26 protein-coding genes are annotated in these 25,334 nt (G+C 68.6%); 10 read left to right on the forward strand and 16 right to left on the reverse strand.

Translation table 11 applies throughout. The features are described from left to right. Positions 1-45: 45 nt before the first annotated feature. The 5 genes from tatC to pafA form a co-directional block, all read right to left on the reverse strand. Positions 46-987 carry a twin-arginine translocase subunit TatC gene (gene tatC, locus RM1_RS02655; RefSeq protein WP_072749868.1) on the reverse strand — a complete coding sequence of 314 codons (942 nt, stop codon included), beginning with the start codon at positions 985-987 and terminating at the stop codon, positions 46-48. A gap of 71 nt (positions 988-1,058) precedes the next feature. Beyond that, positions 1,059-1,322 (reverse strand): Sec-independent protein translocase subunit TatA, encoded by a 264-nt coding sequence (gene tatA, locus RM1_RS02660; protein WP_072749869.1) that lies wholly within the window; start codon positions 1,320-1,322, stop codon positions 1,059-1,061. Between the two features lie 72 nt (positions 1,323-1,394). After that, positions 1,395-2,369, reverse strand: coding sequence for a helix-turn-helix transcriptional regulator (locus RM1_RS02665; RefSeq protein WP_072749870.1), 975 nt, complete (start codon positions 2,367-2,369; stop codon positions 1,395-1,397). Further along, the gene (locus RM1_RS02670) at positions 2,366-3,367 is read right to left on the reverse strand and encodes a helix-turn-helix transcriptional regulator (RefSeq protein ID WP_174562896.1); all 1,002 of its coding nucleotides are present in this window, start codon (positions 3,365-3,367) and stop codon (positions 2,366-2,368) included. Before RM1_RS02670 ends, RM1_RS02665 begins: the two co-directional genes overlap by 4 nt. A gap of 40 nt (positions 3,368-3,407) precedes the next feature. Further along, positions 3,408-4,766 carry a Pup--protein ligase gene (gene pafA / locus RM1_RS02675; RefSeq protein ID WP_027501390.1) on the reverse strand — a complete coding sequence of 453 codons (1,359 nt, stop codon included), beginning with the start codon at positions 4,764-4,766 and terminating at the stop codon, positions 3,408-3,410. An 87-nt stretch (positions 4,767-4,853) separates the two neighbouring features. On the opposite strand from pafA, the gene RM1_RS02680 reads away from it, so the two are divergent. Beyond that, the gene (locus RM1_RS02680; protein WP_072749871.1) at positions 4,854-6,275 is read left to right on the forward strand and encodes a bifunctional phosphatase PAP2/diacylglycerol kinase family protein; all 1,422 of its coding nucleotides are present in this window, start codon (positions 4,854-4,856) and stop codon (positions 6,273-6,275) included. A gap of 17 nt (positions 6,276-6,292) precedes the next feature. Here RM1_RS02680 and prcA read toward each other — a convergent pair whose 3' ends face one another. From prcA to RM1_RS02705, 5 genes are all read right to left on the reverse strand, one after another. Further along, complete coding sequence (gene prcA, locus RM1_RS02685) at positions 6,293-7,105, reverse strand: proteasome subunit alpha (protein WP_072749872.1); 813 nt, start codon at positions 7,103-7,105, stop codon at positions 6,293-6,295. Beyond that, a complete protein-coding gene (gene prcB, locus RM1_RS02690; protein WP_072749873.1) occupies positions 7,102-7,980 on the reverse strand; it encodes a proteasome subunit beta in 879 nt (292 codons plus the stop codon). Before prcB ends, prcA begins: the two co-directional genes overlap by 4 nt. Continuing rightward, positions 7,977-8,171: a ubiquitin-like protein Pup gene (locus RM1_RS02695; RefSeq protein ID WP_072749874.1), complete on the reverse strand. Its 195-nt coding sequence runs from the start codon at positions 8,169-8,171 to the stop codon at positions 7,977-7,979. Before RM1_RS02695 ends, prcB begins: the two co-directional genes overlap by 4 nt. A 128-nt stretch (positions 8,172-8,299) precedes the next feature. Continuing rightward, positions 8,300-9,799: a depupylase/deamidase Dop gene (gene dop, locus RM1_RS02700; protein WP_072749924.1), complete on the reverse strand. Its 1,500-nt coding sequence runs from the start codon at positions 9,797-9,799 to the stop codon at positions 8,300-8,302. An 82-nt stretch (positions 9,800-9,881) separates the two neighbouring features. Beyond that, positions 9,882-10,607 carry a carbon-nitrogen hydrolase family protein gene (locus RM1_RS02705; protein ID WP_072749875.1) on the reverse strand — a complete coding sequence of 242 codons (726 nt, stop codon included), beginning with the start codon at positions 10,605-10,607 and terminating at the stop codon, positions 9,882-9,884. A gap of 223 nt (positions 10,608-10,830) precedes the next feature. Between RM1_RS02705 and RM1_RS02710 the strand changes: the two genes are divergently transcribed. Next, positions 10,831-12,093, forward strand: coding sequence for a DUF418 domain-containing protein (locus tag RM1_RS02710; protein WP_083576477.1), 1,263 nt, complete (start codon positions 10,831-10,833; stop codon positions 12,091-12,093). On the opposite strand, the gene RM1_RS02715 is transcribed toward RM1_RS02710, so the two are convergent. Beyond that, positions 12,007-12,387: a nitroreductase family deazaflavin-dependent oxidoreductase gene (locus RM1_RS02715; RefSeq protein WP_072749876.1), complete on the reverse strand. Its 381-nt coding sequence runs from the start codon at positions 12,385-12,387 to the stop codon at positions 12,007-12,009. The genes RM1_RS02710 and RM1_RS02715 overlap by 87 nt on opposite strands. Before the next feature lie 35 nt (positions 12,388-12,422). Between RM1_RS02715 and RM1_RS02720 the strand changes: the two genes are divergently transcribed. Next, positions 12,423-12,971: an NUDIX hydrolase gene (locus tag RM1_RS02720; RefSeq protein ID WP_072749877.1), complete on the forward strand. Its 549-nt coding sequence runs from the start codon at positions 12,423-12,425 to the stop codon at positions 12,969-12,971. Between the two features lie 78 nt (positions 12,972-13,049). On the opposite strand, the gene arc is transcribed toward RM1_RS02720, so the two are convergent. Beyond that, complete coding sequence (arc, locus tag RM1_RS02725) at positions 13,050-14,825, reverse strand: proteasome ATPase (RefSeq protein ID WP_072749878.1); 1,776 nt, start codon at positions 14,823-14,825, stop codon at positions 13,050-13,052. 185 nt (positions 14,826-15,010) lie between these two features. On the opposite strand from arc, the gene RM1_RS02730 reads away from it, so the two are divergent. Next, positions 15,011-15,496, forward strand: a complete 486-nt coding sequence (locus tag RM1_RS02730) for a WKL family lipoprotein (protein WP_072749879.1) — start codon at positions 15,011-15,013, stop codon at positions 15,494-15,496. A 74-nt stretch (positions 15,497-15,570) separates the two neighbouring features. Here the strand turns inward: RM1_RS02730 and RM1_RS02735 are convergent, their stop codons facing one another. Beyond that, positions 15,571-16,434, reverse strand: coding sequence for a tRNA (adenine-N1)-methyltransferase (locus RM1_RS02735; RefSeq protein ID WP_027501401.1), 864 nt, complete (start codon positions 16,432-16,434; stop codon positions 15,571-15,573). 163 nt (positions 16,435-16,597) lie between these two features. Between RM1_RS02735 and RM1_RS02740 the strand changes: the two genes are divergently transcribed. Together RM1_RS02740 and RM1_RS02745 are read left to right on the forward strand one after the other, a co-directional pair. After that, positions 16,598-17,440: a RecB family exonuclease gene (locus tag RM1_RS02740; protein WP_245815965.1), complete on the forward strand. Its 843-nt coding sequence runs from the start codon at positions 16,598-16,600 to the stop codon at positions 17,438-17,440. After that, a complete protein-coding gene (locus RM1_RS02745) occupies positions 17,437-18,246 on the forward strand; it encodes a thioesterase family protein (RefSeq protein WP_072749881.1) in 810 nt (269 codons plus the stop codon). Before RM1_RS02740 ends, RM1_RS02745 begins: the two co-directional genes overlap by 4 nt. 53 nt (positions 18,247-18,299) lie before the next feature. Here the strand turns inward: RM1_RS02745 and RM1_RS02750 are convergent, their stop codons facing one another. Beyond that, on the reverse strand, positions 18,300-18,527 hold the full coding sequence (locus RM1_RS02750; RefSeq protein ID WP_072749882.1) for a hypothetical protein: 228 nt from the start codon (positions 18,525-18,527) through the stop codon (positions 18,300-18,302). Continuing rightward, on the reverse strand, positions 18,527-19,672 hold the full coding sequence (locus RM1_RS02755) for a 3-ketosteroid-9-alpha-monooxygenase, oxygenase component (RefSeq protein ID WP_083576479.1): 1,146 nt from the start codon (positions 19,670-19,672) through the stop codon (positions 18,527-18,529). The genes RM1_RS02750 and RM1_RS02755 overlap by 1 nt, the downstream gene beginning before the upstream one ends. Positions 19,673-19,943: 271 nt before the next feature. On the opposite strand from RM1_RS02755, the gene RM1_RS02760 reads away from it, so the two are divergent. The 3 genes from RM1_RS02760 to RM1_RS02770 all read left to right on the forward strand — a co-directional run bounded on the left by RM1_RS02760 (position 19,944) and on the right by RM1_RS02770 (position 22,358). Then, on the forward strand, positions 19,944-20,660 hold the full coding sequence (locus RM1_RS02760) for an IclR family transcriptional regulator (RefSeq protein ID WP_072749884.1): 717 nt from the start codon (positions 19,944-19,946) through the stop codon (positions 20,658-20,660). Positions 20,661-20,727: 67 nt separating this feature from the next. Continuing rightward, positions 20,728-21,243: a nuclear transport factor 2 family protein gene (locus RM1_RS02765; RefSeq protein WP_072749885.1), complete on the forward strand. Its 516-nt coding sequence runs from the start codon at positions 20,728-20,730 to the stop codon at positions 21,241-21,243. A gap of 56 nt (positions 21,244-21,299) precedes the next feature. Beyond that, on the forward strand, positions 21,300-22,358 hold the full coding sequence (locus RM1_RS02770) for an oxidoreductase (RefSeq protein ID WP_245815967.1): 1,059 nt from the start codon (positions 21,300-21,302) through the stop codon (positions 22,356-22,358). 432 nt (positions 22,359-22,790) lie between these two features. Here the strand turns inward: RM1_RS02770 and RM1_RS02775 are convergent, their stop codons facing one another. Further along, complete coding sequence (locus RM1_RS02775) at positions 22,791-23,063, reverse strand: sigma factor-like helix-turn-helix DNA-binding protein (RefSeq protein WP_072749887.1); 273 nt, start codon at positions 23,061-23,063, stop codon at positions 22,791-22,793. 412 nt (positions 23,064-23,475) lie between these two features. Between RM1_RS02775 and RM1_RS02780 the strand changes: the two genes are divergently transcribed. Next, positions 23,476-25,104 (forward strand): Ig-like domain repeat protein, encoded by a 1,629-nt coding sequence (locus tag RM1_RS02780; RefSeq protein ID WP_072749888.1) that lies wholly within the window; start codon positions 23,476-23,478, stop codon positions 25,102-25,104. Positions 25,105-25,334: the final 230 nt, after the last annotated feature.

Here is a 25,334-nt window from a genome sequence, read left to right on the forward strand (position 1 = left end):
CCGAATGGCGGTCGCGGGGGCAGCCCGTGCGTCGTGGCGGTTACGTCAGAGGGTGTCTGACAGGTCCTTGAGCGGCGTCGCACCGGAGATCGTCGACGCGTCGTCGAGCGGCGTCGCCGCGGTGATGCTCGAGGCCTCGTCGTCGTCGAGCGCGCCCCAGCCCTCCTCCTGCTTGCGGGCCTTGCGCTTGTCGTTCAGGCGCGCGATCTGGATGGAGAACTCGACGAGCACGGTCAGCGCGGCCGCGAGCGCGAGCATCGAGAACGGGTCCTGGCCGGGCGTCGCGATCGCGGCGAACACGAACAGGCCCATGATGATGCCGCGGCGCCAGGCCTTGAGCTTGTCGTAGCTGAGCACACCGACGGCGTTGAGCGCGACGATCAGGAGCGGGATCTCGAAGCTGACGCCGAAGATGATGATCAGATTGATCACGAAGCCGAAGTACTCGGAGCCGCTCAGCGCGGTCACCTGGACATCGCCGCCGATGGTGAGCAGGAAGTGCAGCGCCTTCGAGACCACCACATAGGCGAGGACCGCGCCCGAAACGAACAGCGCCGCGCCGCCCGCGACGAACCCGATCGCGTACCGGCGTTCCTTCGCGTACAGCCCGGGCGTGATGAACGCCCAGAGCTGGTACAGCCAGACCGGGCAGGCGAGCACGATGCCCGCCGTGAATGCCACCTTGAACCGGAGCATGAACTGTTCGAACGGCCCGGTGGCCAGCAGCCTGCAGGCGCCGTCACTGGTGAGCTCGGCGCGGTTCGCCTGGGGCAATGAGCAGTACGGCCCCAGCATCAGGTCGCCGAGGCTCTGGATGCCGAAGATCTCGTGCGAGTACCAGAAGAAGCCGAACGCGGTCGTGATCAGCACCGCGAGAATCGACAGGAGCAACCTGGTCCGCAGCTCGTACAGGTGGTCGGTCAGCGACATGCTGCCGTCTGGATTGACCCTGCGTTTGCTCCGCCGCGGGTCGAATGGGATGCGCACAGTGGGCCCTGGTTCTGGTCAGCAGTCGGCCCGGGGCGCGATGTGCAGCCCCGGGACCGTCGGAATCGGGACTAGGAAGTCCGGGGCTCGGTGTGAGTGACCGCGGACTGCGTCGGATCGGCGGCCGGCGCCGGGGAGGGCAGCTCGGCGGGCGGGGCGGCGGGTGCCGGAGCGGCGGTGGTGGCACCGTCGTTCTGCATCTCCTTGACCTCGCTCTTGAAGATCCGCAGCGACCGTCCCAGGCCGCGCGCGGCGTCGGGCAGCTTCTTCGAACCGAACAGGATGACGACGACCAGCGCCACAATGGCCCAGTGCCAGGGGCTCATGGCTCCCATTTTTACCTCCAGGTATCAGATGATTCGATGCTACCGGACCAGAGCGGTCAGGCCCCCCGCGGAGAGTGCGGGTCAGTCAGCAGTCGAGGCCTCACCATAGGCGGCAAGAGCGGCCTGTGCACGGTTTCGCACGGACGCCGCCAGATCGTCGGGGCCGAGCACCCGCACGCCGGGACCGAACCCCACCATCAGCCGGGTCATCCAGTCCCGCGAGCCGTATCGCATCGACGCCTCGATCGAGCCGTCCGCCGCGACGGTGACGTCAGTCATCGGGTAGTAGTCCATCACCCAGGCGTGTTCCGGCCCGATCAGCAGCCGGGCCTGCGGCAGCGTCGGGTTGTCGTGGAACAGGTCCATCGCGCGGCCGTCCTCGAGCGCGGCCTCGGGCGCGGCGGCGGGCTCGTCGAGCTCCGATGCCGCGTCGATCCGGTCGAACCGGAACAGCCGGACCCCGCCGGCCTGCCTGCACCACGCCTGCAGGTAGCTGTGGTTGTCGACGAGCACGATGCGCACCGGGTCCACGACCCGTTGCGACACCGCGTCCCGCGACGCGGAGAAGTAGGTCAGCTCCAGTGCCATGCCCCGGCGCACCGCGGAGCGCACGGTCGCCGCCACCGGGTCCTCCGCCTGCTCGCGCTGGTCCGCCACCCCGGCGACGGACCCGCCCGCGGCGACGCCGGCCGCGGATTCGATCTTGGCGATGGCACCCTGCACGGCCGAGGGGTCCGCGGTGCCCGGCATCTCCACCAGCGAGCGCAGCGCCACCAGGAGCGCGGTCGCTTCCGTCGAGGTCAGCCGCAGCGGCCGGTCGATGCCTGCCGAGAACGTCACCTCGATGCTCTCCTCCGAGAACGAGAGGTCGATGAGGTCGCCGGGACCGTACCCGGGCAGCCCACACATCCACAGCTGGTTCAGATCGTCCATCAGCTGGGCTGTGCTCACTCCCAGTTCCGCCGCCGCCTCCGCGGCGCTCATCCCGGGATTGGCGATGAAGTACGGGACCATGTTCAGCAACCGGGCCAGCCGGGACGAGAGCTTCTGACTCATCGGCCCCCCTCGCTCGCGGACGTCGACAGCGCCGAGCGCAGCTTGTCCAGGACGTCCTCCTTCAGTTCCGCGGGCTCGAACACCAGCGCATCCTCCCCATAGCCCGCGATCAGCCTGGCGACCCAGTCCCAGGACCGCACCGGGACCTCGAGCATCGTGCCCGGCCTTCCCCTGACGGTCCGGTCCGCCGCCGCGCGGCCGAGCCGCCGCAGTTCCTGAGCGCGACCGTCCGCGACCCAGACGGTGGCGATGCCGGTGACCCCACCCGAGCCGACGATCCGGTCCACTATCTCGCGCAGGTCGACACCGTCGGGCTTGTGCACCGAGTTCACCGGGCCGAACGCGGTGACGTCGTCGCCGATCCGGGACAGCCGGAACGTACGGGTGGCGTCTCGGTCGGTGTCGTGCCCGACGAGGTACCAGCGGCCCGCGTGGGTCACCACACCCCACGGCTGCACGGTGCGGGTGCGCAGGGGCTCGTTGCGGGCCGATCGGTGCTCGAACCGGACGCTCTGTCCGGAGTCGACGGCGGCCAGCAGCTTCTCCAGCGCAGGCTCGGATCCCCTCGACCGGGCAGGCAGGGCGGTGATGATCGCCGACGCGGAGTCCTGGTCGACCACCACACCGGCCGCCCGCAGCTTCAGCAGCGCCCCCTGGGCCGCGGAGCTCAGTTCGGGCGACTCCCAGAGTTGCACCGCGATCGCGACGGCTGCGGCCTCCTCGCTGCTCAGATCGATGTCTGGCAGCTCGTATGCGTCCCGGTTGATCCGGTAGCCCTCCACCGTGCCGAAGCGGGAGGCCTGGCCGGTCTCGAGCGGCACGCCGAGATCGCGGAGTTCGTTCTTGTCACGCTCGAACATCCGGCTGAAGGCCTCGTAGCTGGCCGATTCGTCGTAGCCCGCCACGCTGTGCCGGATCTTCTCGGCGGTCAGGAACTGCCGGGTTGAGAGCAGACAGATGACCAGGTTCATCAACCGCTCGACTTTGGTGATCGCCACGGCTCAGCAGCCTAGTGCCAGATCACTGACCGCCCGGCACTCACATCGATGCGATGAGGCGTTCGACGCGCTCATCGACCGACCGGAACGGGTCCTTGCAGAGCACCGTGCGCTGCGCCTGATCGTTGAGCTTGAGGTGCACCCAGTCCACGGTGAAGTCGCGGCCGGCGTCCTGGGCCGCCGAGATGAACTCGCCGCGCAGCTTCGCCCTTGTCGTCTGTGGCGGCGTGTTGACGGCCTCGTCGATCTGCTCGTCCTCGGTGACACGCTTGGCGAGCCCCTTGCGCTGCAGCAGGTCGAAGACGCCGCGGCCGCGCTTGATGTCGTGGTACGCCAGGTCGAGCTGGGCAATCTTCGGGTCCGACAACTCGAGGTTGTGCTTGTCCTGGTAGCGCTGGAACAGCTTGCGCTTGATCACCCAGTCGATCTCGGTGTCGACCTTCGCGAAGTCCTGGGACTCGACGGCATCGAGGGTGCGCCCCCACAACTCGACCACCTGGTCGACCTGCGGGTCGTGCTCGCGGGTCTTGAGGTGTTCGACCGCGCGGGCGTAGTACTCGCGCTGGATGTCGAGGGCGCTGGCCTGGCGTCCCCCGGCCAGCCGGACCGGGCGCTTGCCGGTCATGTCGTGGCTGACCTCGCGGATCGCCCGGATCGGGTTGTCGAGCGCGAAGTCGCGGAACGAGACGCCTGCCTCGATCATCTCCAGCACCAGCGCCGCCGTGCCCACCTTGAGCATGGTGGTGGTCTCCGACATGTTCGAGTCACCGACGATCACGTGCAGACGCCGGTACTTCTCCGCGTCCGCGTGCGGCTCGTCGCGGGTGTTGATGATCGGCCGGGAGCGGGTGGTGGCGGAGGAGACGCCCTCCCAGATGTGTTCCGCCCGCTGCGAGAGGCAGAAGGTCGCCGCCTTTGGCGTCTGCAGGACCTTGCCCGCGCCGCAGATCAGCTGGCGGGTGACCAGGAACGGAAGCAGCACGTCGGAGATCCGCGAGAACTCGCCCGCCCGCACAACGAGGAAGTTCTCGTGGCAGCCGTACGAGTTGCCCGCCGAGTCGGTGTTGTTCTTGAACAGGTAGATGTCCCCGCCGATGCCCTCCTCGGCGAGCCGCTCCTCCGCGTCGATCAGCAGGTCCTCGAGCACCCGCTCGCCCGCCCGGTCGTGGGTGACCAGCTGCGCCAGGCTGTCGCACTCGGCGGTGGCGTACTCGGGGTGGGAGCCCACGTCGAGATAGAGGCGCGCGCCGTTGCGGAGGAAGACGTTGGAGCTGCGGCCCCAGGACACCACGCGACGGAACAGGTAGCGAGCCACCTCGTCGGGGCTCAGCCTCCTGTGGCCGTGAAAGGTGCACGTCACACCGAACTCGGTCTCAATGCCCATGATTCGTCGCTGCACACTTCGACAGTACAGCGCCGAGGCGCCCCTGGACCGGCTCACCGCATACATACCTCCGCGGTGTTTCGCGCCGTCTACTCTGAACTGATGACCACGTCGGAGCGGGTCTTGCCGATGGCGCCGCTCGCGTCAGACCGCGGCCTCAGGGCGCTCAGTCGAGCGGCCGATCACGGCGTGCTGTGGTTCGGGATAACCGCCGGACTTTTCGCGATCGGCGGCCGCCCCAGGCGGGCGGCGGTGCGCGGACTGCTCTCGCTCGGAGGTTCGAGCGCGCTCACGAACGCCGTTCTCAAACCGTTACTCCCCCGCAGGCGACCGCCCGTGGGATGGGTGGCGCAGCACCGGCAGGCGCGGCGGGTGCCGACCTCCTCCTCGTTCCCGTCCGGCCATTCGGCGTCGGCCGCCGCCTACGTGACCGGTGTGGCGCTCGAATCGCCCGCCACTGCCGCGGTGCTCGCGCCGGTGGCCGCCGCGGTCGCGTACTCCCGGGTCCACATCGGCGTGCACTGGCCCTCCGATGTGGTCGTCGGTGCCGCCGTCGGCGCAGGCATGGCCCTGCTGACCCGTCGGTGGTGGGCCGTGCGAACCGAGGAGCCTGCCACCTTGGGGCCGACGGTGGCGGCGCCGGAGATCCCGAACGGCGCCGGACTGCTCATCCTCATCAACCCCGGATCGGGGACGGCCGACGATGACCCGGCCGCCGAGCTGGCCGAGTTCCTGCCGGAGGCGACGACGCTCGTCGAGGCGGATCCTGACGGTGACCTCGGGGCCCAGCTCGACGACGCGATCGCGCGAGAACGGCCGAGGGCGCTCGGGGTGTGCGGTGGCGACGGCACCGTGGTGACCGCGGCCGCGGCCGCCATCCGCGACGATCTCGCGCTGGCGGTGTTCCCTGGTGGCACGCTCAACCACTTCGCCAGGGACGCAGGGGTTCAGGACATCGAAGCCACACGGGAGGCCGTGGCGGTCGGCCACGCGACCCGGCTGGACGTCGCGGAGGTCAGTGCTGACGGTCAGAGCCCGAGGTTGTTCGTCAACACCTCGAGCCTCGGCGGCTATCCGGACGCGGTCCGGCTGCGTGAGCGCTGGGAGCACCGGATGGGCAAGTGGCCTGCGGCCGCCGCCGCGATGGTCCGGGTCCTCGCGCGGGCACAGCCCCTCGAGGTGACCGTAGACGACCGCCGGATCGCGGTGTGGATGCTCTTTGTCGGCAACGGCCGCTACTCGCCTGCCGATCAGGTCCCGATGTCGCGACCGGAGCTGCACAACGGACTTCTCGACGTCCGCCTGCTGCGGGCCGACCGGCGCTGGTCCCGGACCCGGCTGCTGTGGGCCGCCGCCACCGGCACCCTCGGCGGCTCGGCCGGCTACGAACGCAGCATGGTCACCGACCTGGAGGTCCGGGTACACGGTGAGGCCGTCTCGCTCGCCACCGACGGCGAGGTGGTCGGGCGGGGCAACCGATTCCGGTTCACCAGTAGGCCGCTGGCGTTGCGGCTCTACCGGTGACGTACCGGTAGAGCCGGTCAGGCCTTGTCGGACCCGTTCTCGTCGGAACCGGTGTCCTCGCCGCTGTCGGGAGTGGCCTCGGGCTCCTTAGCCTGCTCCGACCCACCGACCATGTTGGCAGGCAGGAACCCGGCCAGCGCCGCTCCCGTGATGCGCTTGAACGCCCGGCGCGGGCGGGTCTGGTCGAGGACCGCGACCTCCAGTGCCTCGACGCCGATGGCGCGGGGTTCGGCCTCACCGTTCCCTGGCAGTGCCGTGCCGACCCGCAGCGCGTTCACCGCGACCTCGACCGCGGGCCCCAGCTCGAGGTCCGGCTGGTACGACGCCTTGAGGGCGGTGCTGATCGGTTCGGTCGCGCCGCCCATCACAACGAACTGCTGCTCGTCGACGATCGATCCGTCGTAGGTGATGCGGTAGAGCTGCGCGTGTTTCGGCTGCTCGACGCGGCCGACCTCGGCGACGCAGATCTCCACCTCGTACGGCTTGGGCTGCTCGGTGAAGATGGTGCCGAGGGTCTGCGCGTACGCGTTGGCCAGCGAGCGGCCCGTCACGTCGCGGCGGTCGTACGAGTAGCCGCGCATGTCGGCGTGCACGATGCCGGCCCGGCGCAGGTTCTCGAACTCGTTGTACTTGCCGACGGCGGCGAACCCGAGCCGGTCGTACAGCTCGCTCACCTTGTGCAGCGCGGTCGACGGGTTCTCCGCCACGAACAGCACACCGTGCGCGTAGGTCAGCACGATGACGCTGCGGCCCCTGGCGATTCCCTTGCGCGCCAACTCCGAGCGATCCCGCATGATCTGCTCGGCGGAGGCGTAATACGGCAACGTCATGCGTTCTCACCCGCTTCCTCGGTGCGCTCGGCGATGACCGCTTTGGCGAGCGCGGACGTCCGTTCCTGGGGAACGGTGACGGCGCCTGCCGCGGTGATCACCACGGCGGTCGGGTAGATGCCCCGGCTCACGTCGGGCCCGCCGGTGGCCGAGTCGTCGTCCGCGGCGTCGTAGAGCGATTCGATGGCGGCCCTCAGCGCGTGCTCCTCGTCCGCCTTCGGATCGAACAGCTTCTTGAGGGCGGACTTCGCGAACAGCGATCCGGAACCGACCGCGTGGTATCCGGCCCGCTCCTCGTAACGTCCGCCGACCACGTCGTAGGACACGATCCGGCCGGCCTTCTCGGGCGTGGCCGAGTCCAGGTCGAAGCCGACGAGCAGCGGCACGACGGCGAGTCCCTGCATCGCCGCCGGGAGGTTGCCACGGACCATCGACGAGAGCCGGTTGGCCTTGCCGTCGAAGGTCAGGGGAACGCCCTCGATCTTCTCGTAGTGCTCGAGTTCGACGGCGAACAACCGCACCAACTCGATCGCCACGCCCGCGGTGCCCGCGATCCCGGCCGCCGAGTAGTCGTCGGTGACGTACACCTTCTCCACGTCCCGGCTGGCGATCAGGTTCCCCATGGTCGCCCGGCGATCACCGGCGATCAGCACGCCACCGGCAAAGGTCAGCGCGACGATCGTGGTGCCGTGCGGAGCGATGTCCGCCGCATCCATCGAGTCACCCCTTCCGGCGCGCTGACGACCGAGGTCGATCCGGTTCTCCGGCAACAGTTCCGGCGCATGCTTGCGGAGGTGGTCGGAGAACGAGGACAGCTGCGAACCGAAATGCAGCCGCTCGCCCCCGGTCACGGACCGCTGATGATCCGCCGTCACTGGCCGCCCTTTTGCACGTACGCGCGCACGAAGTCCTCGGCGTTCTCCTCGAGAACGTCGTCGATCTCGTCGAGGAGGTCGTCGGTGTCCTCGGCGAGCTTCTCCCGACGTTCCTGCCCCGCGGCACCGTCGCCGATCTGGGCGTCGTCGTCGTCGCCACCGCCACTGCGCTTGGTCTGCTCCTGCGCCATAGCCGCCGACCTCCTCTTAGCTCTTGCACAATTACCGGCACAACCAGTGTGCGCTCGTGCACGGACCCCTACCCTACCGAGTGCGACGCACCCTGAGGTGGTGGACGAGCGTGTCGCGTGTGGCCGTCTCAGCTGGTGAGCTGATCGACCAGGTCAGCGGCGGAATCCACAGACTCGAGCAGTTTGCCGACGTGCGCCTTGCTGCCGCGCAACGGCTCGAGTGTGGGAATCCGGACGAGGGAGTCGCCGCCCAGGTCGAAGATGACGGAGTCCCAACTGGCCGCGGCGATGTCGGCCCCGAACCTGCGCAGGCACTCGCCCCGGAAGTACGCCCTGGTGTCCGTTGGCGGGTTCCGGATAGCGTCCAGCACCTGCTGCTCGGAGACGAGCCGTTCCATCGAACCGCGGGCGACCAGGCGGTTGTACAGCCCCTTGTCGAGACGGACGTCCGAGTACTGCAGGTCCAGCATGTGCAGCTTGGGTGCCGACCAGGACAGGCCCTCCCGCTGGCGGAAGCCCTCGAACAGCCGGAGCTTCGCCACCCAGTCCAGCAGGTGCGCGCACTCCATCGGGTCCCGCTCGAGCATGTCGAGGACGGTGGCCCACTTGTCGAGCAGGTCCGCCACCCGCGGATCGTCGTTGCCCTGGCGCTCGGCGAACGCCGCGCACCGCTCGTGGTAGATCCGCTGCAGCGCAAGACCGGTCAGCTCACGACCGTCGGCGAGCGCGACGGTCTGTCGCAGGGTCGGATCGTGACTGATCAGGTGCACGGCGGTGACCGGGCGGGCGAGCTGCAGGTCGGACAGGTCAACGCCCGCCTCGATCAGGTCGAGGACCAGCGCGGTGGTGCCGACCTTGAGGTAGGTGGACCACTCCGCGAGGTTCGCGTCGCCGATGATCACGTGCAGGCGCCGGTACTTGTCGGCGTCGGCGTGTGGCTCGTCGCGGGTGTTGATGATGCCGCGCTTGAGGGTGGTCTCGAGACCGACCTCGACCTCGATGTAGTCAGCACGCTGGGAGAGCTGGAACCCGGACTCGTCACCGGACTGGCCGAGGCCGACGCGCCCGGAACCGCAGATCACCTGCCGGGAGGCGAAGAACGGCGTCAGTCCGGCGATGATCGCCGAGAACGGGGTCTCCCGGGAACAGAGGTAGTTCTCGTGGGTCCCGTAGGAGGCGCCCTTGCCGTCGACATTGTTCTTGTACAGCTGGAGCCGCGGGGCGCCGGGAACGCTTGACGCGTGCCGCGCGGCCGCCTCCATGACACGCTCCCCCGCCTTGTCCCAGATGACGGCGTCCAGCGGGTCGGTGCATTCGGGTGCGGAGTACTCGGGGTGCGCGTGATCGACGTACAGCCGGGCGCCGTTGGTGAGGATCATGTTCGCCGCGCCGACCTCGTCGGCATCGATCACCGGAGCCGGGCCGCTGAAGCGGCCGAGATCGAATCCCCTTGCGTCGCGCAGCGGCGATTCCACCTCGTAGTCCCAGCGGGTGCGCTTGGCGCGCGGCACACCGGCGGCCGCCGCGTAGGCCAGTACCGCCTGGGTCGAGGTCAGGATGGGGTTCGCGGTCGGTTCCGTCGGGGAGGAAATCCCGTACTCGACCTCGATACCGATGATGCGCTGCATGCCCACGAGCCTAGATCGTCGGCGCGCTCGATCTTTCGACCGTTCCCACTTGGCGGCGCCGTGGCGTGGATCAGGGTCGGAGTCACAGCTCCACCGAGGCGACCGCTCCCGGATCGGATCCGAGCTGCCGCACCACGGTTCCCGCCGAATCCCAGACTCCCGAGCCGCCGCAGGTTCGCGCGAAACCACCCCCTGTTGGTCCGGCGAACCCAGCAAACGCGACCGGCAGGCCGTATGCCGTCGCGATCCTCCGCGCTCGGATATCGAGTTCGGCAAGATCGTCAGCCGCATGGACGAGACCCGCGACGTACAGATCGATGCCGAGGGCCACGGTTCGGTCGAGGTGATGATCGATTCTGGTGTCCCTGCACACCCCGATGCCCACCCGCAGGCCCCTCACCTCGAGACTCGCCGGACCACGCCCGGGCTCGAAATGTCTTGACTCCACCTCGCCGAGGGACATCTTGACGTAGGCGACGGCGACTCCGTCGCCGGTCACGGCGAGCACCCCGATGCTCCGGCCTCCGCTGCCGGTGTGGACCGGAGCACCCGCCAAGGCGATGGCGCCCGTTCGCCGGCATGCCTCCCTCAGCGGGAGGAGGCGCGGGTCGTCTCGGGCGACGACCTGTGCGTCCATCGCGTATCCGCTCAACGACATCTCCGGGAAGACCACGAGATCGGCGGCCGCCCGATCCACCGCCGCCGCGTGTGCGGCAACGTTGCCCGAGAGGTCGCCGAGCACGGTCCTCGGCTGCGCAACGGCGACCCGGACGCTCAGGCCTGCGCTCGGCCGGTGTCTACCACCCATCCTTGGATCAAAACACACCTGGACCGACCCCGCCCCTCCCTCGAGGTGGTTCTAGATCGTTCGATGGCAGACTGACGCCACTTCGGGCTTAAACGCCGATAACCTGCGTTATGACATTATCCTGGGAAAGTGCAGGTCACGGCAGGGTGCTGAACCGGTTGTCATCCCTCGAATCATCCCTTCGACGGACTCCCCCACCCTGGCTTCCGGGCACCCTTGCCTCATGTCCGAACCCACTCCCCGTTTCCACAGCCTGGACGTACTCCGTGGCATCGCGATCCTCGGAACATTGGCGACCAACATCTGGATCTTCACCAATCCCGAGGGATTGGTGGGCTATCTGAATCGCACCGCGGTTGCCGCGGGCGGCTGGGGGTGGCTCGAGAAGGTGCTCCAGCAGCTGGCCCAGGGCAAGTTCCTCGGGCTGCTCACGCTGATGTTCGGGATCGGGCTCGCCATCCAGCAGCGCTCCGCCGCTCGGGCGGGCAGGCCGTGGCCCGGTGGGTACCCGTGGCGCGCGGCGCTGCTGTTCCTGGACGGCGTCGTGCACTACCTCCTCGTCGTCGAGTTCGACGTGCTCATGGGGTACGCCGTCACCGGTCTGGTCGTCGCGTTCGTACTCGCGAGCAGCGAACGCGCGCAGCGCCGTTGGATGATCTGGGCCGCGGCGATCCATCTCGGGCTGCTCACGCTGGGCACCCTCGCATTGGTGGCTGAGCCGGCGCGCCCCGCTCCCCCGCCGCTCGACCCGAACCCGTACGCGGACGGGTCGTGGTGGGACCTCGTCCTCTTCCGGATCGACAACGTGGTGGCGTTCCGGATCGAACCGGTCTTCATCTTCGCGCTGTCGATCGCGTTGTTCCTGCTCGGCGCCAAGCTGTTTCGAGCGGGGGTACTGGCGCCGTCCGGGGTCCGGATCCGGCGCCGCCTGATGGTCCTCGGACTCGGGGTCGCACTGCCCGTCGACCTGCTGACGGGGATCCTCGCCGGTGACGAGGGCCTGCTGTTCACCCGATACGGGACCGCGCCGGTCGTGTCACTGGGACTGCTCGCACTGGTCGCCGAGTTCTACTGCCGCCGAACTCGCATCGGGTTCTGCGGCAGCAGGCTTGCGGACGTCGGGCGAACGGCGCTGAGCTGCTATGTCCTCCAGAACCTCGTCGCGTCAGCGCTCTGCTACGGCTGGGGTCTCGGCCTCGCGGCGCGCCTGTCCCCCGACGCCCGCGTGCCCGCGACCGTCGCCATCTACCTCGGCGTCGGCGCGGTGGTGATCGTCGCCGCACACCTGTGGCTGCGCCGGTTCGAGCGCGGCCCCGTCGAATGGCTGTGGCACCGAAGCTATCTCCTGCTCGCGGGAGATGGCCCCGTCAGGCGATCCGGCCCGGGAACCCCGACGGCGTCAGCGGTCGATCCGGCATTGCAGGTAGCTGTCGGCACCGACCCGGCGGAGCACGAGGCGGACTCCGCGAGGAGCCCAGTTCGCTGACGCATCGGTGACCAGCCGGGGCTCGGTCAGGGAGACCAGCCGGCCCCGGGTCGCGATGTCGACGTGCCCGGCCGCCAGCACGTTCCGCACCCAGTCGCTGTCGGGGCCATATGTCAGCGCGAACCGGTATCCGTCGCCGCGCCGGAACACGTTGACCGGCGTCTTGTACAAGCGACCCGATCGGCGTCCGCGGTGCAGCACGATGGCGCAGCCGGGCAACCAGCCGGCGACGAGCCTGCTGACGCGATTGGTGACCACCTTGTTGAACTCGGCGAGCCTGCGCGGAAGGGGCACGTGGTCAGCCTATCGCCACGTGGAACGATGGGCGCATGGATCAGCGCCCATCGTCGCCGCCTGGCGGCCCCGCCGCACCCGACGAGGTGGTGACGGTCTACGACGCCGTGGGGTCGGTGACCGGCACGGCCCCGCGATCGCGGGTGTACGCGGAAGGTCTGTGGCACGCCAGCGCCGGAGTACTGCTGCGCTCGATGGACGGCAGCCGGGTCTACGTGCACCGCCGCTCCCCCGACAAGGCGGTTTTCGGCGGCATGCACGACTGTCTCGCGGGCGGGGTTGTCGATCCCGGTGAGAGTCCCGGCGAGACCGCGGTCCGTGAGCTCGCCGAGGAACTCGGCGTCACCGGGATCGAGCTGTCCCCCATCGCCCGAGTCAGGTGGGACGGCCGATGGGACGGTAAACCGTTGCGATGCCACCTGTTTGCCTTCGAGGGGCGTTACGACGGCCCCATCGTCCACCAGGCGAGCGAGATCGTCGACGGTTGGTGGTGGAGCGACGCGGAGCTGCGCGCGCATCTCGCCGACCCGTCGTGGGCGTTCGTCCCCGATACCAGGGCGCTGCTCGCCGACTACTTCGCCTAGCCGGTCCCCGGTCCGTGCCGCGACGCCGATCGGGCCGGGCACCAACGGATGGAGGTGCCCGGCCCGATCGCCGGCGTGCTACAGGTACTGGCCGGTGTTGGACTCGGTGTCGATGGCGCGGCTGGCACTGGCGTTCTTGCCGGTGACCAGGGTGCGGATGTAGACGATCCGCTCGCCCTTCTTGCCCGAGATGCGTGCCCAGTCATCGGGATTGGTGGTGTTGGGCAGGTCCTCGTTCTCGGAGAACTCGTCGACGATCGAATCGAAGAGGTGCTGCACCCGAAGTCCGGGCGCCCCCGTCTCGAGCACCGACTTGATGGCGTACTTCTTCGACCGGTCGACGATGTTCTGGATCATCGCGCCCGAGTTGAAGTCCTTGAAGTACAGAACCTCCTTGTCGCCGTTCGCGTACGTCACCTCGAGGAATCGGTTGTCGTCGCTCTCGGCGTACATCCGGTCCACGACACGTTCGATCATGGTCTTGATGCAGGCCGCCCGGTCCCCGCCGAACTCGGCCAGATCGTCGGCGTTGACCGGCAGGTTCTCGGTCAGGTACTTCGAGAAGATGTCCTGCGCCGACTCCGCGTCCGGACGCTCGATCTTGATCTTCACATCGAGCCGGCCGGGCCGCAGGATCGCGGGGTCGATCATGTCCTCGCGGTTCGACGCACCGATGACGATGACGTTCTCGAGTCCCTCCACGCCGTCGATCTCGCTGAGCAGCTGCGGGACGACGGTGGTCTCCACGTCGGACGAGACGCCCGACCCACGGGTCCGGAAGATCGAGTCCATCTCGTCGAAGAACACGATCACCGGGGTGCCCTCGGAGGCCTTCTCACGGGCCCGCTGGAAGATCATCCGGATGTGCCGCTCGGTCTCGCCGACGAACTTGTTCAACAGCTCCGGGCCCTTGATGTTCAGGAAGTAGGACTTGGCGTCCTTGGCATCCTGGCCCCTTGCCTCTGCGATCTTCTTCGCCAGCGAGTTGGCGACGGCCTTCGCGATGAGCGTCTTACCGCAGCCGGGAGGGCCGTACAGCAACACGCCCTTCGGCGGGCGCAGCGCGTACTCGTGGAACAGATCCTTGTGCAGGAACGGCAATTCGACGGCGTCGCGGATCTGCTCGATCTGCCGCCCGAGGCCACCGATGTCGCCGTAGTCGACGTCGGGCACCTCCTCGAGCACGAGGTCCTCGACCTCCGCCTTGGGGATGCGCTCGAAGGCGTAGCCCGCCTTCGAATCGACCAGCAGGGAATCACCCGGCCGCAGCTTGCGCGACGGCGAGTCGATGTCCTCGTCGTCGGGATGGATCGTCGCATCGGACGCGGCGAGCGCGAGCGGATGTGCGAGCCAGACCACGCGCTCCTCGTCGGCATGCCCGACGACCAGAGCCCGTTCGCCGTCGTCGAGGATCTCGCGGAGGCTGCAGATCTCCCCGACCCGTTCGAAGGCGCCCGCCTCGACGATGGTCAGCGCCTCGTTCAGGCGGACGGTCTGCCCGGGCCGGAGCGTCTCGGTGTCGATATTCGGCGAGCACGTCAGCCGCATCTTGCGACCGGAGGTGAACACGTCGACCGTCTGATCCTCATGGGTCGAGATGAGCACGCCGTACCCGCTCGGCGGCTGACCGAGACGGTCGACCTCCTCGCGGAGCGCGATCAACTGCTGACGGGCTTCCTTGAGCGTGTCCATCAGTTTGGAGTTTCGGATCGACAGTGAGTCGACACGGGACTCGAGCTCTCGTACCTGCTCGGGCGACTGGGCGAGCTGGCGGCGAAGACCAGCGGCTTCCAGGCGTAGCGCCTCGAGCTCGGCCCGGGCGGCGAACGAGTCCGGATTCTCTGTTGCGCTCATGTGCGACTCCTCCCAGTGACGATCTATCAACGCTACAGCCGCTGTACCAAAACTGCGGACCGACAGGCGGACACGGACCGTCGGCGTCGCACAGTGTGGGACGGCGAGCCGACTCACGGGCACCATCTCTGATGTTAGCCTTACCTGACTAATTGGCACCCTGGCCAACCAGAAAGGCCTCACTCGTGATCATTCGCAAGTCCCTCATCGCCGTCGGAACCCTCGCCATGGCCGTCGGAGTCGCCTCCTGCAGCTCGGACGACTCGACCGGCGCCTCGGATGCCACCACCTCCGCCGCGGCCACCAGCACCAGCGCCAGCGCCGCGGCCGCCGCGACCCCGACCGCCGCCGAGCTGCAGGCGACCCTGGTGACCTTCTTCGACCCGGCCGTCGGCACCACCGAGAAGGTCGCGCTCGTCGAGGACGGCAACAGCCAGGCAGCGGTGCTCGAGCAGTTCAACGGGGTGCTGCGTGGCTACCCGCTCACCGCGGAGGTGACCAAGGTGACGGCGGTCGACGAGGACACCGTCTCGGCCACCACGACCATCGCGGGCCCGCACGGCGGCGCCGCATCCGAGGTCGTCTTCGACCAGATCGACGGCAAGTGGGTCATCTCCGAGGACGCCGCGTGCACCATCTTCTCGATGGGCAAGCTCACCTGCGTGAAGTGATTCGCGGCTTCGCCGCCCGTGAGCGATTTGCACCCCGATTGGGGCACAAATCACTCACGGGCGCGTAGCGCCCTCTAGACCTTCTTGTCCTTGCCCGCGCGGCGCTGCGGCTTCGGGGTGACGGTGCCCTCGGCCAGCTTGCGCGCGCTGACCAGGAACGCGGTGTGGCCCTGCATCCGGTGTTCCGGACGCACTGCGAGGCCGACCACGTGCCACCCGCGCACGATCGACTCCCAGGACCGCGGCTCGGTCCAGCACTCCTGCTCGCGCAGCGCCTCGACCACCCGGGACAGCTGGGTCACCGTCGCGACGTAGACGATCAGCACGCCGCCCGGCACCAGCGCCTTCGACACCGCGGGCAGCGTCTCCCACGGCGCGAGCATGTCCAGGATCACCCGGTCCACCGGACCGCCGTTGGCCTCGGCGTCGAAGTCCGCCAGGTCCGCGACCGTGAGCTCCCAGTTGTCGGGGCGGCCGCCGAAGAAGGTCTCGACGTTGCGGACCGCATGCTCGGCGTGATCGTCGCGCACCTCGTACGAGATGACCTTGCCCTCGGGCCCGACCGCCCGCAGCAGCGAACAGGTCAGCGCGCCCGAGCCGGCTCCCGCCTCGAGCACCCGTGCCCCGGGGAACACGTCACCCTCGTGCACGATCTGCGCGGCGTCCTTCGGGTAGATCACCTGCGCGCCGCGCGGCATCGAGAGCACGTAGTCGACGAGCAGCGGCCGCAGCGCCAGGTAGGGGGTCCCGTTCGTCGAGGTGACGACGCTGCCTTCGGGGGCACCGATCAGGTCGTTGTGCACGATCCCGCCGCGATGGGTGTGGAACTCCTTGCCCGCCTCGAGGACCACCGTGTACTTGCGCGCCTTCGCGTCGGTGAGCTGAACGCGGTCGCCCTCCCGAAACGGTCCGGTCGGTCGCTTCTCGCGTGCGCTCACGTCTTGCCCAGCCACGACTCAGTTCTCCTCGTATTCAGCATTCCCGGCGACCCACGCGCCGGCCCCGACAGCGGTGTCGGACCCGCCGCATACCCTGCCAGGTGTGAGCTCTCCCGTGTCGACGCCCCCCGCCGAGTCATCCGACGCCGCCGACGCGGCGACGGTGGGCCCGCGCTCCCGGCCCGCCCTGTCCCCCTCCCGGGCGGGCGACTTCAAGCAGTGCCCGCTGCTGTACCGCTTCCGCGCCGTCGACCGGATCCCGGAGGTGCCGTCGAAGGCGCAGCTGAAGGGGACGGTGGTGCACGCGGCACTGGAGTCGCTGTACGGCCTGCCCGCCCAGGAGCGGGTCCCCGACCGCGCGGTGTCCCTGGTCGACCCGGCGTGGGAGCAACTGCTCGCCGACTCCCCCGAGATCGCCGACACCGTCCCCGCCGAGGAGCGGGCCTCATTCCTGGCCGAGGCGCGCACGCTGATCGAGGGCTACTACCGGCTCGAGGACCCGACCCGGTTCAGCCCGGAATCGTGCGAGCTGCGGGTGGAGACCGAGCTCGACAACGGGGTGCTGCTGCGGGGGTTCGTGGACCGGATCGACGTCGCCCCGAACGGCCACGTCCGCGTGGTGGACTACAAGACCGGCCGGGCTCCGCGGGAGATGAGCGAGTCCAAGGCGCTGTTCCAGATGAAGTTCTATGCGCTGGTGCTGTTGCGCACCCGAGGGATCGTGCCCGCGCAGCTCCGGTTGATCTACCTGGCCGATGCCGAGATCCTCACCTACGCCCCGGACGAGGCCGAGCTGCTGCGCTTCGAGCGGACCCTGTCCGCGATCTGGAAGGCCATTCTCACGGCAGGGGCCACCGGCGACTTCCGGGCGAATCCGGGGCGGCTGTGCAACTGGTGCGACCATAAGGTGCGCTGCCCCGCGTTCGGCGGCACGCCGCCGCCCTATCCGGGGTGGCCGGAGAGCCCGGCAGATGAAGTGCAGAAGTTCGAGGAGATCGTCGAGTGAGTGATCAGGCCTACTACGTTCCGCTGGGGTCCACCGAGGACGGTGTCGAGCGATTCGCCACCACCGCGCTGACCGTGAGCACCTGGGCCGACACCATGCAGCACGGCGCGCCGCCCTCCGCGCTCCTCGTCCGTGCGCTCGAGCGCTGCCAGCAACGCCCCGATTCCCGGCTCACCCGCGTGGTGATCGAGATCCTCGGCCCGGTTCCGCTGAGCGAGATCGAGGTGCGGTCCTGGGTGGAGCGGCCCGGTAAGCGGATGGAGCTGGTGGTGGCGGAGCTGTGGGCCGCAGGCCCCGACGGCACCGAGCGCGCGGTCGCTCGCGGCACCGGATGGCGCATGCAGACCGCGGACACCACCCCGGTCCAGCACGCGGCGGATCCCGCGTTGGCCCCGCTGTCGCAGTCGCACACCATCGAGATGGAAGGGCGGTTCTGGGGCTCCGGATTCGTCGCCAGCCTGGACTGGCAGTGGCTGGCCGAGATCGGTTGCGAGGGCCCCGGTCAGGTCTGGGCCCGCCCGAATCCCGCACTGGTCGAGGGCGAACCGCTCACCCCGATCCAGCGGCTATTCACCGTCGCCGACGTCGCCAACGGCGTGGGTGCGAAGCTGCACCCCAGCGAGTGGACGTACCTGAACACCGACCTCACCGTGCACCTGTTCCGGGTGCCGGAGGGCGAATGGGTCGGCGTCTCCGCCGAGACCTCGTACGGCCCGGACGGCGTCGGCATGTGCGCGGGCGTGCTGCACGACGAGTCCGGCCCGGTCGGACGGATCAACCAGACGGTGCAGATCCGGCCCCGCTAGCAGGCGAGACGGGTAGGCCTCGCACCTGGGCGCCTGGCCTACCCGTCCGGCGGTCACTCGGAGATGGGGATACGACCGTCGACGGCGGCCGCGGCGATCGACTCGCGCAGTGCGGAGCAGCGCCCCACCCGTGCGCCGCGCACCGTCAACGATGGATCGTCCCGGTACTCGTGGCAGATGGTCTCCGGGTGAGCGGTGCTCCACTGGACGCTGGTGTGCTGCCAGCTGTTCTTCTCGGCGCGGACCTCGACGCCGCACCGCGCACAGTCGACGTGCCGCATCAGACCGACAACTCCTCGGGAGCCCAGCGGGCGATGTTGTCGGCGACCTCCTGCTTCCACGCCTCGACCGGCTTGGTGGTGTCGAGTTCGAACTCGAAGCGGTCCACCATGTCCGGGGTGATGTCGGCGACGTCGACGTAGAACTGCTCATACCAGCGGCGCAGCTGGTAAACGGGGCCGTCCTCGTTGGTGAGCAGCGGGTTGTCGATCCGGGTCTTGTTCTTCCAGATCTCGATGTCCTGCTCGAAGCCGATGCCGATGTAACCGATCATCAGGTCCACCACCTGGTCCGTGAGCTCGGCCGGGATCTGTTCGGTCTTCTTCACGGAGATGCCGTACATCAGCACGAACCTGTCCGGCGAGATCGGGTAGTGGCAATTGATCAGGACGGACTCGACGTCGTACTTGTCGGTGTGGTAGACGAGGTCGTCGATCATGAACGACGGCCCGTGATAGGCGGCGATCGAGCGGTGGCCGAGCAGCTTCGGCACGTCGGGATCGGTCCACCCCATGATGTCCTCACGACCCACGCCCGCCTGTTCCTGGATGGCGACGTGGCCCTCGAAGATGTTCTTGAAGTACGTCGGGAACGAGTAGTGCACGTAGAAGAAGTGCGCCATGTCGACGACGTTGTCGATGATCTCGCGGCAGTTGGTGTCGATGACGATCGACTTCCATTGCCACTCGGTCCACTCGGCATCATCGGACCGCGCGGCGGGGATCGCGACCTCCGGCGGCGGCGGGTTGCCCTCCGGGTCATTCCACACGAACAGCAGCTCGTCCTGCTCCATGGTCTGCCACGTGCGGGTGCGAGCCAGCGGGGGGACCCGGCGGGCGTAGGGGATGCCGGTGCACTTGCCATTGCCGCCCCAGCGCCAGTCGTGGAACGGGCAGGCGATCGAGTCGCCCTTGACGGTGCCCTGACTCAGGTCGCCACCCATGTGCCTGCAGTAGGCATCGAGGATCTTGATGTCGCCGTTGCTGTCGGCGAACACCACGAGCTTGGTCCCGAACGCCTCCACCGAGTGCGGCTTGCCGTCCCGGAACTCCGCCAGCAGCCCCAGGCAATGCCACCCCCGAGCGAAGCGGGTGGGGGCGGTGCCCTCCTCGATGATGCGAACCTCGTCGGATTCCCCGATGCCCACAGTGGTCCTTTCGCTGCCTGGCGCATTCGAGATGTCAGCCCGGCTTTGTAGATGTGATCACGATCATGGCGAGAGGCGGCCGGCAGCCGAAAACCTGTGGCGCGCCGTCAGATTCCCCCCGGGATCAGAATAGACCAGTTGGTCTGAAACATCCCACTGAGCGGAAGCCCCCCTGGCGTCGTGCCTCGCCCCGCGGTTGGATGACGGTGCCTGCGCCCGCCCGGAGGTCCGTGGGCGGCGCAGCCGCGAGGTCGCACGGGAGGAGATACGAATGTCGATCGGAGACGGCTCGAGGACGAGCCTGCCCACCTCCGGCCTCGATCGTCTGGCCCTGATCCTGGACCGCTTTCGCAGCGCGTCGCGGCTCAATCTGACGGAGCTGTCCCGCAGTACCGGCATACCCCGAACGAGCACGCTCCGGATGCTCGACCAACTGGTCCGGATGGGATGGCTCCGCCGCACGGGTGTCGAGTACGAACTCGGAGACACCCTTGCCGAACTCGGGGCCTTGTCGCTGTACCGGGGCAGTGTCGACCGGGTGGTGACGCCGCTGCTGCGCGAACTCCACCTGGTGACGGGCCACGTCGTACATCTCGGCATTCTCGACGGCAAGGACGTCCTCTACCTCGAGAAGGTCGGCGGTGCGGCGGCACCCCATTTGCAGACGCGGGTCGGGGCGCGCATACCCGCGCGGTCGTCGACGATAGGCAAGGCGCTGCTCGCGGCCGGACCCCTGCCCGACCGGGCGGCGCCCGACAGCGACGACGAGCGGAACCGACGCCGGTCCGGCGTCTCCTTCGGCACCTGCGCCGCCGGGTTCGGTTGCATCGGAGCGCGTGTCGGCTCGCTCGGCGGCGCGGAGGTCGGCCTTTCGGTCAGCGGACCGATGAGCCGGCTGAAGTTCGACCATCGGCATGCGGCGCCCGTACGGATGGCGGCCGCGGCGATCGCACACTACTTCGACCTCGCCGGAGCGACGCGGCCCTGACCTGGCCTCAGTCCGCTCATCGGAAGGATGAATTGCCCGCGCGACGTACCGCTGACAGCGTGTTGCCATGAAATCCGAGCTCACACTCTCAGTTCCCGAACAACTCCTGGCGATCGAGCAGATCAAGCGCACCTTCGCGGCGCGCCTGCGCTGCATGGACAACAAGCAATGGGACATCTACCCGACGCTGCACACCGACGACGTGGTCTCCGAGACGTGGGGCGGCCTGCCAGGAGACAAGCAGCCGCAGACCGAGGGCACCTCGAACCGTGTGGTGGGCAAGGACAAACTGACCCGCGCGATCAGCACCCTGCTCGGCGGGCCGACCGCGGTGACCACCGTGCACCACGGCCACACCCCTGAGATCGAGCTGACCTCCGACGAGACCGCCCGCGGGATCTGGGCGATGGAGGACAAACTGTGGTGGACCAACGGCGACCACGAGGAGCATCTGCACGGCTACGGGCACTACCACGAGGAGTACCGGAAGGTGAACGGCCGCTGGCTGATCAGCTACCGGAAGCTCACCCGCCTGCGCGAAGACGTGACCGAGGGCTTCTTCGACTACCTGCAGGCGCTGTGAACCCGCTCTTCGCCCCGCTGCAGGTCCGGTCGCTGGCGCTGCCGAACCGAATCGTCATGTCCCCCATGACACGAGAGCGTTCGCCGGACGGGGTTCCCGGCCCCGACGTGGCCGCCTATTACCGCAGGCGCGCCGAGGGCGGCACCGGGCTGCTGATCACCGAGGGCGTGGCGATCGACCACCCGACCGCCGTCGACAGCCCCAGAGTCCCCCGCCTGCACGGAGAATCGGCCCTGGCGGGGTGGCGCACCGTGATCGAGGATGTGCACGCGGCAGGCGGCCGGATCATTCCCCAGCTGTGGCATGTCGGTCCGCTGTGGGGCGCCATGAGCGCAGTGGATCCGGCATTGACGCCGATGCGCCCCTCCGGGCTGTGGGGCCAGGTCGGGAAGACCGTCTATCCGGACGACTACATCGCGCGGGCGAGCGCACCAACCCCGGCGATGACCGAGCACGACATCGCGGACGTCATCGCCGCCTACGTGCGCTCGGCCCGCAACGCGGTCGACGTCGGGTTCGACGGGATCGCGGTCCACGCCGGGCACGGCTACCTGCTGGACGCCTTCCTGTGGGAGTCGACGAACCGGCGCAACGACGGCTGGGGCGGCGACCTGCGACGGCGCGCGCAGTTCCCGGTCGAGGTGGTGCGGGCGATCCGGCGAGAGATCGGTCCAGACCTGCCGATCTTCTACAGGTTCTCGCAGCACAAGCAACAGGACTACGGGGCGCGTATCGCGAACACCCCCGACGAGCTCGGCCTCGTCCTGAACGCACTGGTCGAGGCCGGTGTGGACGTGCTCGACGCGAGCATCCGACGCTTCGACGTCCCCGCGTTCGAGGGCAGCGAGCTGACCCTGGCCGGTTGGGCCAAGAAGCTGACCGGCGCGATCAGCATGGCCGTCGGCAGCGTCGGACTCGACAGGTCCCTCCGCGACGCAGGCACGCCGGGGCCGGCCGACCTCGACGGGCTCCTGCGCCGGCTCGAGGCCGAGGAGTTCGACCTGGTCGCCATCGGGCGACTGCACCTGACCGAGCCTGCCCTCGCGACGATCCTCCGCGACGGCGGGCCCATCCCGGCGTTCGACCGCGCGCGGCACGAGGGCCGGCTGTACTGACCGCGGAACGCGACGACCCCGGTCACACGTGGACGGACTAGGGATCGTCGCATCACGTGAACTGAAGATGGACTGCAAGCGCCGTGCCGCGGCTCTTGGTCGCGGCGCGGCGCTTCTACTGGTGGACCTGAATACCACACGGCCGCCCAAGCGTGCGCAGGCAACAACCAGCGTCCCCTCCAGGCCCGACGATATTCGTGCACCCCGCGCGCACCCGTCCAGCCGCCACCAGTGGACGCTAGAAGCCGTGGCCACCCCACGCCCGGAATTGACAGCGCCTTGTGATCCCGTTCGTCGCGCTTCTACGGCACGCGGGGGCCGGCCGGCCCACCTCCAGACCTGTGGTCCTCAGCGAAAAGTGGCGGGATCCTTCCAAGGGAGTGTGTCGCCGCGCCGTCCGCAAGGGGCGCGGCCGGGGGTCGTGGTGTCGGGTCAGCTGGCAGGTTGGGTGGCTTCGGCGGTGTAGGCGCGGTGCAGGATCGTGCCAACACCGCCGACCGTCATGCCGACCTCGTCCGCGATCTCGCGCAGTCTGAGGCCCTCGGCGCGCAGCTCCAGCACCCGCCGGCGGCGTTCGGCGGCACGTGCCTCGTACTCGGCCCGAGGCCCGGCCATGATGTTGCGCACCGCGCGCGGTGAGATGCCAAGCCGCTCAGCGACTTCGCGGGCCGACTTGATGCGTCGCGCGGGGTTTGCAGCGCCCACCGGTGGACTCCTTCCTCGTCAAGGTCGCGGTCGATCGCACGCAGCTTACTGGCGGCCACGACTGCGATGGTGGCCACGACTGTCGCGCGGCGCTTGTCGGTTCGCGACGGTCGATCCACGAGCGGAAACGGTTGTGCAAGTCGGAACAGAGCTGAAAGCAATTCCGCGACGAATTGACAATGCACTGTTGTCAGTGGAGATCCCGATGAAATGAGATCCGCAGGCCAGGCAACTCTGGGAATCACCTAGCACCAGCTCCCGTAGGTCCGGGCCACCGACGCAGTTCGCTGAGCCCACATTCATCCCACCAATTTTCGGTAGGCAGCGACGGAAATCACGCATACAGTCCCGCAACCGACCCGGCCCCAACGCCTCGGTCGTACCCGCAACGCCCTCGAACCGAAAGGTCCCCATGCGTAGAACCCGCGCCCGCCGTGCCGCGATGATCGGCACCGCGGCACTCCTGCTGGCTGCGCCCTGCGCGACCCTCGCCCAAGCGGAACCAACCCCACCGGCACCCGCGCTGCCCGAGGACCTGGTGGCCGCGATCCAACGCGACCTCCGGCTCAGCCCGGAGCAGTACCTCGACCGGGCCCAGACCGGGCAGGAACTGGCGACGTTCGCCGACACACTCCGCGGCAAGTTCCCCACCGCCTTCGCCGGCGCCTGGCTCGACAAGACCAGCACCCCGCTGGTCGGCCTGGCTGACGGACCGGACAAGGCCGCGGCCCGCACCGCCGTCGAGGCCGCAGGCTTCAAGGTCAAGGACCAGTCACGCAGCGAGAACGCCCTGCGCGACCTGCTCGGCCAGGTCAACAGTTGGACCCAGCAGCTCCCCGCGCCGCTAACCGGCCAGATCAACGGCGCCAAGATCGACACGGTCAAGAACGACATCGCGCTGGAAGTCCAGGACACCGCAGTGGGGCAGGGCCTGCAGCTGCCGAACTTCCTCAACTTCGTGCGCGTGGCGCAGGTACCGGGTGGCTCGTCCGACCTGCCGGGGCTCGGTTCACTCGGTTCATTCGGCTCGTCCGGCCCGACCAAGCCCACCGATCCCACCACCGATCCCACCGACCCGGCCTCCACGATCACCCTCGACCCCATCAAGGGAGCCACCGTCGAGAAGATGATCACGTTGAAGGCGAAGGTCACCCCCGCAGCAGCAGGCGGCACCGTCGTATTCGAGGACGACAAGAACACCTACCACGAAGAAGCAACGGTCGGCGCCGACGGCACCGCCACCCAGGAGTGGTACCCCAGCATCGCAGGCAAGGTGACCATCAAGGCCACCTTCTCCGGCCGCGACGGCGTCACCGGATCCACCACGACGCAACAGATCACCGTCGCGGGGCCCCCCAAGCCCACCACCACCAAGCCCAAGCCGCCGGCCGCCAACGCCATCATGGGTGGCGACGTCTACGACGCCGTGGACGTCTCCGGCGGTTCCCGCAGGTGCACGCTCGGTTTCAACGCCACCGACGCCTCCGGCCACGCGGCGGTCATCTCCGCCGGACACTGCGACGCGAACCCCGACGCCGCGGGCACTGATGACGCCTCAATCGGACACGAGGTGGTCGACGGCGTCAGCGGCGATCGCTTCGGCACCTTCACCAATGCGTCCCAGCGGCCACTCGACTACGCGGTGATCAAGATCGACGACGGCGTCGCCAAACGCTTCGAGAACAACTACGTTCGCGCCCCCGGCCAGGCCCCGGTAGCGATCACTGGCACCGCCGTCCCCGTGGTAGGGATGCCGGTGTGCATGTCCGGCATGGTCACCGGCTACCACTGCGGCACGGTCGAATTCGTCGACATAATGAATATCCCCATCTTCCCGAGTCGTTTCACCGTGAGCATCTGTGGACTGAGCGGCGACAGCGGCGGCGCCGTGCTGTCCGGTACCAAGGCGCTGGGCATCACGGTCCGATCCAACAAGGCTGTCGAGGGGACGTGCGATTCCGCCACCGCACCCGAGGTGACCGCGACACCGATCACCAACATCCTCAGTGCCAACCCCGGACTGAAGATCCGCACCAATTAGACGCACAGGATCCCGAAAAGGGGCCTCGGACGCGAACTCTCGCGCCCGAGGCCCCTTGTCGCATTCCAGAGGTGACGCCCCGACCCGCAGGTCCGAAACGGCGCGCCGCCGAGCCCACATTCATCCCACCAATTTTCGGTAGGCAGCAGCGGAAATCACGCATACAGTCCCGCAACCGGCCCGGCACCAACGCCTCGGTCGTACCCGCACACGTCCTCGAACCGAAAGGC

The sequence above is a fragment of the Rhodococcus maanshanensis NBRC 100610 genome (genome assembly GCF_001894865.1).
Taxonomy (GTDB): Bacteria; Actinomycetota; Actinomycetes; order Mycobacteriales; family Mycobacteriaceae; genus Rhodococcus_G; species Rhodococcus_G maanshanensis.